This is a genomic window from Streptomyces tritici (genome assembly GCF_048500665.1).
Classification (GTDB): domain Bacteria; phylum Actinomycetota; class Actinomycetes; order Streptomycetales; family Streptomycetaceae; genus Streptomyces; species Streptomyces tritici.
On sequence record NZ_CP183183.1, the window covers coordinates 5,623,894 to 5,635,966 of the forward strand.

General features: G+C 76.0%; 1 protein-coding gene (cut by a window edge). It reads left to right on the plus strand.

The annotated features are described in order from the left end of the window. Positions 1 to 12,073, plus strand: the 5' portion of a protein-coding gene (locus tag ACNJ93_RS25925) for an amino acid adenylation domain-containing protein (RefSeq protein ID WP_418959853.1). It continues 2,162 nt past the right edge of the window; the window shows 12,073 of its 14,235 coding nt (coding positions 1–12,073); the start codon lies at positions 1 to 3; the stop codon falls past the right edge of the window.

Genomic DNA, 12,073 nt, shown 5'->3' on the forward strand with positions numbered 1-12,073 from the left:
ATGGACCTGTCTCAGTCTTTTGCCGACGGCGAGCAGCTGCTGCCGCTGACCGGGGCTCAGGCAGGGGTGTGGTTCGCGCAGGCCGTCGAACCCGACAGCCCGATCTTCCGCGCCGCGGAGTACCTGGAGATCCACGGAGCCCTGGATCCGGAGCTGTTCGAGCGGGCGCTGCGGCGGATGACCGCGGAGGCGGACGCCCTGCACATCCGCTTCACCGACACGGAGGACGGCCCCCGCCAGCTGATCGGCGCCGATCCCGCGTGGACCCTGCACACCGTCGACGTCTCCGGCGAGGCCGACCCCCGCCGCGCCGCCGAGGAATGGATGGGCCGCGACCTGCGCCGCCGCATCGACCTGACGGGCTCCCCGCTGTTCACCTACGCGCTCTTCAAGGCCGCCGAGGACCGCTGGTTCTGGTACCACGCGTACCACCACATCCTGCTCGACGGCGTCGGCGCCGCCCTCCTGGTCCGCCGCGTCGCCGACGTGTACACCGCGCTCGCCGCCGGCGAGGACCCCGGCGCCACCCCGTTCTCCTCCGTCCGCACCCTCCTCGCCGAGGACGCCGACTACCGCGCGTCGCGGGACCTCGCCGACGACCGGGCCTTCTGGCACGGCCAGTACGCCGACCGGCCGGAGCCGGTCGCCCTCTCCGCCCGCCCGCTGAAGCCCTCCGCCGACTTCGTCCGGCGCAGCGCCCACCTGCCCGAGGACGTCCGGGCGGACCTCGTGCGCGCGGCCGAGCAGGCCGGCACCGCCCGCTCCCGCGTCGTCATCGCCGCCACCGTCGCCTACATGCACCGCATGACCGGCCTCACCGACATCGTGCTCGGCCTGCCGGTGACCGCCCGGCCGGGGCCCCGGTCCCGCACCGCGCCCGGCATGGCCGCCAACGTCGTCCCGCTGCGCGTCGCCGTCGACGACGCCACCACCGTCGGCGAACTCCTGGAGCGCACCCGGGTCGCCCTGCGCGGTCTCGTCGCCCACCAGCGCTACCGCGGCGAGGAGCTGCGCCGCGATCTCGGGCTGCCCAACGACCACCGGCGCTTCTTCGGCCCCCTGCTCAACGTCGTCCCCTTCGACTACGACCTGAGCTTCGCCGGGCTGCGCGCCGACGCGCACAACATGTCGCTGCGGCTCATCGAGGACCTCGCCGTCTCCGTCTACGACCGGGGCAACGGCGGCGGCATCCGCGTCGACTTCGACGCCCACCCCGAGCTGTACGCCCCCGCCGAACTCGCCGCCCACCAGGACCGCTACCTGCGGTTCGTCGGCCGGATCGCCCGCGCGCTCGACGAGCCCGGCACCCCGCTCGGCCGGATCGGGCTGCTCGACGACGCCGAGCTCGCCGCGGCCGTCGCCCTCCCCGCCGCGCAGGACGCCGCCGCCTGTGACGCCGCCGAAGGCCCCACGCTCGCCGCGCTCTTCGAGCGCCAGGTCCGCGCATCGCCCGACGCGCCCGCCCTCGCCTTCGAGGACACCGTCCTCGACTACGCCGAGCTGAACCGGCGCGCCAACCGGCTCGCCCGGCTGCTCGCCGCCCGCGGCGTCGGGCCCGAGGAGCGGGTGGCGCTGCTGCTGCCGCGCTCGGCCGAGTTCGTCGTCGCGCTCCTCGCCGTGGTCAAGGCCGGCGCCGCGTACGTCCCCGTCGACCCGGCGTACCCCGCCGCCCGCATCGCCCACATCCTCGACGACGCCGCCCCCGTGCGCGTCCTCGTGGACGCCTCCACCGCCGCCGTCGCCGAGGCAGCCGGGCGCGCCGTGCTCGCCCTCGACGACCCGGCCCTCCTCGGCGAGCTGGCGTCGCTGTCCGGCGCCGACCTCGCGGACACGGACCGCACCGCCCCGCTGACCGCCGCCCACGCCGCGTACGTCATCTACACCTCGGGCTCCACCGGCCGCCCCAAGGGCGTCGTCGTCACCCACGCCGGCATCCCCGGCCTCGCCGACACCTTCGTCCGGCGCCTCGGCGTCCGCCCCGGCAGCAGGGTCCTGCAGTTCGCCTCCATGGGCTTCGACGCGATGGTGCCCGAGCTGTGCATGGGCCTGCTCGCCGGCGCGACCTTCGTCCTCGCCCCGGCCGAGCGGCTGCTGCCCGGCGGCCCGCTCGCCGCCTTCACCCGCGAGGCCGGGATCACCCACGCGATCCTGCCGCCCTCGTCGCTGGCCGTCATGGACCCGGCGACCGACCTGCCCCCGGGCATGACCATTCTCATCGCGGGCGAGGCGGCCGGCGAGGAACTGGTGTCCCGCTGGGCGCCCGGCCGGCTCTTCGTCAACGGCTACGGCCCCACCGAGACCACCGTCTGCGCCACCATGAGCGAGGCCCTCGACGGCACCCGCACGCCCCCCATCGGCGACCCCATCGCCGACACCCGCGTGTACGTCCTCGACCGCGCGCTGCTGCCCGTGCCGCCCGGCGTCACCGGCGAGCTGTACGTCGCCGGGCCCAGCCTGGCCCGCGGCTACCTCGGCCGCTCCGGGCTGACCGCCGAGCGGTTCGTGGCCAACCCCTTCGGACTGCCCGGCGAGCGCATGTACCGAACCGGTGACCTGGTCCGCCAACTGCCTGACGGCTCCCTGGAGTTCGTCGGCCGCGCCGACGACCAGGCCAAGATCCGCGGCTACCGCGTCGAGCCCGCCGAGGCCGAGGCCGCGCTGCTGCGCCTGCCCGACGTGGCCCTGGCCGCCGTCACCGTGCGCCGGGACGCGGACGGCACGCCCGCCCTCGCCGGGTACGTCGTGCCCGCCGCCGGCGCGGACGACGCCGGCCTCGATGCCGCCGCCGTCCGCGAGGCCCTCGCCGAGGTCCTGCCCAACTACCTCGTCCCCGCGACCGTGACCGTCGTCGACGCCATCCCCGTCACCCCCAACGGCAAGGTCGACCACAAGGCCCTGCCCGAGCCGGGGCCGGCCGCCGCCGGCGCGGGCCGGGCCCCGGGCACCCCGCTCGAACACGCCCTCGCCGCCCTCTTCGCCGACGCCCTCGGCCTCGACGCCGTCCTCGCCGACGACGACTTCTTCACGCTGGGCGGCCACTCCCTCATGGCCGCCCGGCTCGCCCGCCGCATCAGCGCCGAACTCGGCCTGGACTGCGGCGTCGAGGCGCTCTTCGCCGCCCCGACCGTCCACCGGCTCGCCGGCCGCCTCGACGGCGCCTCCACCGAGCGCCCCGCGCTCACCCCCGTACCGCGCGAGGGCGACCTCGCCCTGTCCTACGCGCAGCAGCGACTGTGGTTCCTCGACCAGCTCGAAGGCCCCGGCGCCGCCTACAACATCCCGCTCGTGCTCACCCTCGACGGCCCGCTGGACCGCGACGCCCTCACCGCCGCGCTCGGCGACCTCACCGACCGCCACGAGATCCTGCGCACCGTCTACCGCACGGCCGACGGCGTCGCCGCCCAGCACATCCTGCCCGCCGGCACCGCGCCCGGACTCGACGTGCGCACCGCCGACGACGCCACCCTCGACGCCGCACTCGCCGCCGCCGTCTCCCACCGCTTCGACCTCGCCGGCGAACCCCCGCTGAAGGCCACCCTGTTCGCCCTCGCGCCCGACCGGCACGTCCTGCTGATCCTGCTCCACCACATCGCCGCCGACGCCGGCTCCCTCGCCCCCCTGCTCGGCGACCTCACCGGCGCCTACACCGCCCGCCGCGCCAGACACGCCCCCGAACAGGCCCCGCTCACCGTCCAGTACGCCGACTACGCCGCCTGGCAGCGGCGCGCCCTCGGCGACGAGAACGACCCCGACAGCGTCGCCGCCCGCCAGATCGCCTTCTGGAAGAAGCAGCTCGACGGCCTGCCCGACCACCTCGACCTGCCCGCCGACCACCCCCGGCAGGCCACCTCGGCCGCCCCCGCGGACCTGGTCGCCCTCGACCTCGACGCGGCCGCCCACCGCCGCCTCGCGGAACTCGCCCGCGCCACCGGCACCAGCACGTTCATGGTCGTCCAGGCCCTCGTCGCCACCCTGCTCACCCGGCACGGCGCCGGAACCGACATCGCCCTCGGCACGCCCGTCACCGGCCGCCCCGAGGACAGCCTCGACGCCCTCGTCGGCTTCTTCACCAACACCCTGGTGCTGCGCACCGACACCTCCGGCGACCCCACCTTCGCCGAACTCCTCGGCCGCGTCCGCGCGAGCAACCTCGACGCCTACGCCCACCAGGAACTCCCCTTCGAGCGCCTCGTCGAAGTGCTCAACCCGGCCCGCTCCACCTCCCACCACCCGCTGTTCCAGGTCATGATCTCCATGGACAGCTCGGAGCGCTCGCTGCCCGCCGCCGACGGACTCGCCCTCGGCCTGGTCGACGTGCCCACCGGCGCCGCCAAGTTCGACCTGTCGTTCAACGTCCGCGAGCACCGCGCGCCCGGCGGCGACGAGGCCGGCCTGCTCGTCGCCCTGGAGTTCCGCACCGACCTCTTCGACCGCGGCACCGCCGAAGCGTTCCTGGCCCGCCTCGCCCGCCTCGCCGAGGCCGCCACCACCGCCCCCGGCACCCGCATCGGCAGCGCCCCGCTCCTGTCCGACGAGGAGGTCCACCGGCTCCTCGTGGAGTGGAACGACACCGCCGCGCCGGAGACCATGACCGACGTCGTCGCCCGCGTCCGCGCCGTCGCCGCCGAGCACCCCGGCGCCGTCGCCGTCACCGACGACCACGGCGACGTCACGTACAGCGCCCTCATGGACCGCGTCGACCGGCTCGCCGCCCGGCTGCGCGCCCGCGGCGCCCGGGAGGACACCGTCGTCGCCGTCCTCGCCGACCGCGGCGCCGCCGCGATCACCGCCTTCCTCGGCATCCAGGCCGCCTCCGCCGCCTACCTCCCGCTCGACACCCGCGCCCCCCACGAGCGGTCCGCGTCCCTGCTCGCCGACGCCTCGGCCGCCCTGCTGCTCACCGGCCCCGGACACGAGGAGACGGCCGCCGCGATCGTCGCCGGGACCGGGACCCGCGCCCTGCCGGTCGACGACCCGGCCGACACGGCTCCCGCCGCCGCGACCGCGCCGCCGGCGGAGGCCCAGCTCGCGTACGTCATCTTCACCTCCGGCTCCACCGGGCGCCCCAAGGGCGCGATGGTGCACCACCGGGGCATGAACAACCACCTGCTCGCCAAGGTCGACGACCTCGCCCTCACCGGCGCCGACACCGTCGTCCAGAACGCCCCGCTCACCTTCGACGTCTCCGTCTGGCAGATGATCGCCCCGCTGCTCACCGGCGGCCGCGTCCTCGCCGTGAACCAGCTCCTCGCCGCCGACCCGCTGGGCCTGTTCCGGCTCGTCGCCCACGACGGCGTCACCGTCCTGGAGGTCGTCCCCTCCCTGCTGCGCGCCGCCCTCGACACCTGGGACGAGGGCGCCGAGGTCCCCGGACTGCCCACGCTGCGGTGGCTCGTCGTCACCGGCGAGGAGCTGCCCGCCGACCTGTGCCGCCGCTGGTTCGCCCGCTTCCCCGGCGTCCCGATGATGAACGCGTACGGGCCCACCGAGTGCTCCGACGACGTCACCCACGCCGTCATCACCCCCGGCACCCTCGACGCGCACCGGATCACCGCGCCCATCGGCCGCGCCGTGCGCAACACCGCCCTGTACGTCCTCAGCGACGAACTGGAGCTCGTCCCGCCCGGCGTCCCCGGCGACCTGTACGTGGCCGGCACCGGCGTCGGCCGCGGCTACCTCGGCGACCCCGACCGCACCGCCGCCGCGTTCGTCGCCGACCCGTTCGCCGACGACGGCAGCGTCATGTACCGCACCGGCGACCTCGTCCGCCACCGCCCCGACGGGCAGCTGGAGTTCATCGGCCGCCGCGACGCCCAGGTGAAGATCCGCGGCCAGCGCATCGAACTGGGCGAGGTCGAGGCCCACCTGCGCGCCCAGCACGGCGTCACCGACGCCGCCGCGGCCGTCGTCCCCGGCCCCGGCGGACACAAGCAGCTCGTCGGCTACGTCGTCGGCGCCGACGACGTCCGGCGCGTCCGCGAGGCCCTCGCCGCCGCCCTGCCCGAACACCTCGTGCCCGCCGTGCTCGTCGCCCTGCCCGCCATGCCGCTCACGCCGAACGGCAAGACCGACCGCAAGGCCCTGCCCGCACCCGACTTCGACGCGGTGGAGCGCCGCGCCCCGCGCACCCCGCAGGAGGAGATCCTCTGCGGCGTCTTCGCCGAGATGCTCGGCCTCGACCGGGTCGGCGTCGACGACGACTTCTTCGCCCTCGGCGGCCACTCCCTCCTCGCCACCCGCCTCGTCGCCCGGGTCCGCACCGCCCTCGACGCGGACCTCGACGTCGCCGCGCTCTTCGAGACGCCGACCGTCGCCGGCCTCGCCGCCCGGCTCGCCTCCGCCGGCCCCGCCCGCGCCGGAGCGGCCCGCCGCCCCCGCCCCGACGTGCTGCCGCTGTCGTACGCCCAGCGCGGCCTGTGGTTCCTCAACCGGATGAACCCGGCCGACGGCACGTACAACATCCCCCTCGTCCTGCGGCTGACCGGACCGCTCGACCACGACGCGCTCGGCCGCGCCCTCGCCCACGTCGCCGGCCGGCACGAGAGCCTGCGCACCGTCTTCCCCGAGACCGACGGCGTCCCCCGTCAGGTCGTCCTCGACCCCGGGCAGGCCCGCCCCCGCCTCGACGTCGTCGACGCCGCCGGACGCGACGCCGACGCCCTGGTCGCCGAGGCGGTCGGCCGCGGCTTCGACATCACCCGCGAGGCCCCGCTGCGCGCCCGCCTCGTCGTCCTCGGCCCCGAGACGCACCTCCTCGTGGTCGTCGTCCACCACATCGCCGGCGACGGCTGGTCCACCGCCCCGCTCGCCCGCGACCTCAGCGTCGCCTACGCCGCCGCCCTCGAAGGCCGGGCCCCGGCCTGGACCCCGCTGCCCGTGCAGTACGCCGACCACACCCTGTGGCAGCGCGACCGGCTCGGCGAGGAGACCGACCCGGACAGCGTCATCTCCGGCCAGATCGCCTACTGGAAGGAGGCCCTCGCCGGCCTCCCCGAGGAGCTCGCGCTCCCCACCGACCGGCCCCGCCCCGCGCTGCCCAGCCACCGCGGCGGCCTGGTGCCCTTCCACCTCGGCCCCGAGACCCACCGCGCCCTGCTGCGCCTCGCCCGCGCCCACGGCGTGACCTCCTTCATGGTGCTGCACGCCGCGCTCGCCGCCCTCCTCACCCGCCTCGGCGCCGGCACCGACATCCCCATCGGCGGATCGGTCGTCGGGCGCACCGACGAGGCCCTGGACGACGTCGTCGGCTTCTTCGTCAACTCCCTGGTGCTGCGCACCGACACCTCCGGCGACCCCACCTTCGCCGAGCTCCTGGAGCGCACCCGCGCCGCCGACATCGCCGCCTTCGCCCACCAGGACCTGCCGTTCGAGCGCCTCGTCGAGGCGCTCAACCCGCGCCGCTCCCTCAACCGCCACCCGCTGTTCCAGATCAAGCTCGTCCTGCAGAACCTCGACCGCCCCGAGGTCGACTTCCCCGGCCTGCACGCCGACGTCGCCCGGATCGACCCCGACATGGCCAAGTTCGACCTGCTGCTCTCCGTCGCCGAGCGGTACGACGAGCACGGCGAACCGCAGGGAGTCGAGGCGGCGGCCGGCTACTCCGCCGACCTGTTCGACCGTCCCACCGTCGAGGCGCTCGCCGGCCGGTTCGTGCGGCTCCTCGAATCCGCGCTCGGCGACCCCGACCGCCCGATCGGCCGGCTCGCCGTGATGGACGGCAGCGAGCGGCACGACCTGCTCGTCACCCGCAACGCCACCGCGCACGACACCCCCGACGCCACCCTCCCGCAGCTGTTCGAGGCCCAGGCGGCCCGCACCCCCGACGCCCCCGCCCTCGTCCACGGCGAGCAGCGGCTCACCTACGCCGCGCTCAACGAGCGCGCGAACCGCCTCGCCCACCTCCTGCTGGAGCACGGCGCGGGCCAGGACACGCTGGTCGCCCTCGCGCTGCCCCGCTCGGCCGCCGCCGTCGAGGCGATGCTCGCCGTCGGCAAGGCGGGCGCCGCCTACCTGCCGCTCGACCCCGAGCACCCCGGCGAGCGCGTCACCCGGCTGCTCGCCGACGCGCGCCCCGCCCTCCTGCTCACCACCGCCGCGACCCTGGAGGCCGCCCCGCACCTGGCCGGCGCCGGCGCCCGGGTCCTCGTCCTGGACGCCCCCGACGTCGCCGACGCGCTCGGCCGCGCCCGCACCGACGACCCGGCCGACGACGACCGCACCGCGCCCGTCACCCCCCTCGACGCCGCGTACGTCGTCTACACGTCCGGCTCCACCGGCGCGCCCAAGGGCGTCGTCGTCGAGCAACGGGCCCTGGTGGACTACGTGGTGCGCTGCGCCGCCGAGTACCCCGGGCTGAGCGGGCGCGCCCTGCTCCACTCGCCGCTCTCCTTCGACCTGGGCGTCACCACCCTGTACGGCGCCCTGCTCGCGGGCGGCTGCCTGTACGTCGGCGACCTCGACGAGACCCTCGACGTCCCGGGCGGCCTGACGTTCCTCAAGGCCACCCCGAGCCACCTGCCCATCCTCGACACGCTGCCCGGCGAACTCTCCCCGGCCGTCGAGCTGATGACGGGCGGCGAGGCCCTGCACGCCGAGCAGCTCGCCGCCTGGCGCGCCCGGCACCCGCAGGTCGCCGTCGTCAACCACTACGGCCCGACCGAGACCACCGTCGGCGTCCTCGACCACCGCGTCCCGGCCGGCGCCCCGCTGGCCGCCGGACCGGTCCCGCTCGGCCGCCCGATGTGGAACACCCGCGCCTACGTCCTCGACGAGGCCCTGCTGCCCGTCCCCGACGGCGTCACCGGCGAGCTGTACATCGCCGGCACCGGCCTCGCCCGCGGCTACCTCGGCCGCCCCGGCGGCACCGCCGAGCGCTTCGTCGCCGACCCGTTCGGCCCGCCCGGCTCCCGGATGTACCGCACCGGCGACCGGGTCCGCTGGAACGCCGCCGGCGTCCTGGAGTACGTCGGCCGCGCCGACCACCAGGTCAAGATCCGCGGCTTCCGCATCGAACTCGGCGAGGTCGAGGCGGCGCTGCTGTCCGCCCCCGGCGTCCGCCAGGCCCTGGCGCTGGTCCGCGAGGACCGGCAGGACGACAAGCGGCTCACCGCGTACGTCGTCCCCGAGCACGGCGAGCGGCTCGTGCCCGACCGCGTCCGCGAACACGTCGCCGGCCGGCTGCCCGAGTACCTGACGCCCACCGCCGTCGTCGTCCTCGGCGAACTCCCGCTCACCGCCAACGGCAAGGTCGACCGGGCCGCGCTGCCCGCCCCCGAGAACCTCGGCGCCCCGGTGAGCCGCGCCCCGCGCACCCCGGAGGAGGAGATCCTCGCCGGGCTGTTCGCCGACGTGCTCGGCGTCGCCCGCGTCGGCGTCGACGACGACTTCTTCGCCCTCGGCGGCCACTCCCTGCTCGCCATGCGGCTGCTCAGCCGGATCGCCTCGACCCTCGGCGTCCGCGTCGGCGTCAAGGCGCTCTTCGACGCCCCGACCGTCGCCGGCGTCGCCGCCCGGCTCACCACCCCCGGCGAGACCCGCCCCGCGCTGGTGCCCGCGGACCGCGGCGACCGCGTCCCGCTGTCCTTCGCCCAGACCCGGCTGTGGTTCCTCAACCGGCTCGAAGGCCCCAACGCCACCTACAACGTGCCCCTGGTGCTCCGCCTCTCCGGGGCGCTCGACCGGACCGCGCTGCGCGCCGCGCTGCGCGACGTCACCGACCGCCACGAGAGCCTGCGCACCGTCTTCCCCGAGACCGGCGGCGTCCCCGGTCAGCACGTCCTCGGGCCCGTCGAGGGCGCCGCCGTCCTGGAGGAACGCCACGTCGACGCCGCGGAACTCCCGCAGGCGATCACCGACACCGTCCTCGGCGGCTTCGACCTGACCGTCCAGCCCCCGCTGCGCGCCCGTCTGCTCACCACGGACGCCCCCGACACCGCGGTGCTCGTCCTCGTCACCCACCACATCGCCAGCGACGGCTGGTCCCTCACCCCGCTCCTCGCCGACCTGTCCCGCGCCTACACGGCCCGCACCGCCGGCGCCGTCCCCGACCGGCAGCCGCTGCCCGTCCAGTACGCCGACTACACCCTGTGGCAGCGGGCCGTCATGGGCGACGAGAACGACCCGGACAGCCAGCTCGCCCGGCAGCTCGACCACTGGCGGACCGCCCTCGACGGCCTGCCGGAGGAACTCGACCTGCCCACCGACCGGCCGCGCCCCGAGGTCGCCACCTACCGCGGCGCCCACGTGCCCTTCGAGGTCGGCGCCGAGACCCACGCGGCGCTCGCCGCGCTCGCCCGCGCCCACGGCGTCAGCCTCTTCATGGTGCTCCAGGCCGGCCTCGCGGCCCTGCTGACCCGGCTCGGCGCCGGCGGGGACATCCCGATCGGCACGCCGATCGCGGGACGCACCGACGACGCCCTCGACGAGCTGGTGGGCTTCTTCGTCAACACCCTGGTCCTGCGCACCGACACGTCCGGCGACCCCACCTTCCGCGAACTGCTCGCCCGGGTCCGGGAGACCGACCTCGCCGCGTACACCCACCAGGACCTGCCGTTCGAGCGGCTGGTCGAGGAGCTGAACCCGGTCCGGTCGCTGGCCCGCCATCCGCTGTTCCAGGTCATGCTGATCCTGCACAACACCGCCCGCCCCGAGATCGACCTGCCCGGACTGCGGGTCGACGTCGAGGGCGCGGACGCCCCCGTCGCCAAGTTCGACCTGTCCGTCAGCCTCTGGGAGCGGCACACCGACGACGGGGCCGCGGACGGCGTCCTGGGCCGGATCGAGTACGCCCTCGACCTGTTCGACCGGTCCACCGCCGAAGCGCTCGCGGCCCGCCTGCAGCGGCTCCTGACGGCTGCCGCGCACGAGCCCGAGCTGTCGATCGGCAGCCTCGCCGTCCTCGCCGACGAGGAACTCCACGACCTCCTCGTCGCCCGCAACGCCACCGACGTCCCGCGGCCCGAGGCGTCCCTGCCGGAGCTGTTCCGCGCGCAGGCCGCCCGAACCCCCGACGCCGTCGCGCTCGTCCGGGGCGACCTCGCCCTGACGTACGCGGCCCTCGACGAGCGCTCCGACCGGCTCGCCCGCGCCCTCGTCGCGCACGGCGCCCGTCCCGAGGACCGGATCGCGCTGCTCCTCGCCGACCGGGCCGCCCACGTCGTGGCGACCCTGGCCGTCGCCAAGGCCGGCGGCGTCTACGTGCCGCTGGACCTCCGCAGCCCCGAGGCCCGCACCCGGCGGATTCTCGACGGCACCGAGGCCGTTCTGGTCCTCGCCGACACCGCCACCGCCGCACGCGTCCCCGACGGCTCCGCGCCCGTGCTCCTGGTCGACGGCGGACTTCCGCCGGCCGACGCGCCCGGCGCCCGGCTGCCCGTCACCCGCCCCGACCAGCTCGCGTACATCATGTACACCTCCGGTTCGACCGGAGAGCCGAAGGGCGTCACCGTCACCCACCGGAACGTCGCCGGGCTCGCCCGCGACCGCTACTGGGGGCACGGCGCCGACGACCGGGTGCTGATGCACTCCCCGCCGTCCTTCGACGCGTCCACGTACGAGCTGTGGGGCCCGCTCCTCAGCGGCGCCCGGATCGTCGCCTCCGAAGGCGACGCCACCGACCTCGCGTCCCTGGCCGCCGTGATGACGGCGCACCGCGTCACCGTCGGCCTGTTCAGCGAGGGCGTGTTCCGGCTCCTCGCCGAGAACCACGCGGACGCCTTCCGCGACCTGCGCGACGTCTACGTCGGCGGCGACACCACCTCCGCCGCCGCCGTCCGCAAGGTCCTGGAGCAGACCCCAGGCGCCCGGCTCACCAACAGCTACGGCCCCACCGAGACCACCCTGTGCGTGGTCCACCACGCCCTCACCGAGGAGGACGTCGCCCGCAACTCCTTCCCCATCGGCCGCCCCCTCGACAACACCCGCGTCTACGTCCTCGACGAGCGCCTGCGGCCGGTCCCGGACGGCGTCACCGGCGAGCTGTACGTCGCCGGCGAGGGCCTGGCCCGCGGCTATCTGAACCGCCCCGGCCTCACCGCCGAACGGTTCGTCGCCGACCCCTTCGGCGTCCCCGGAT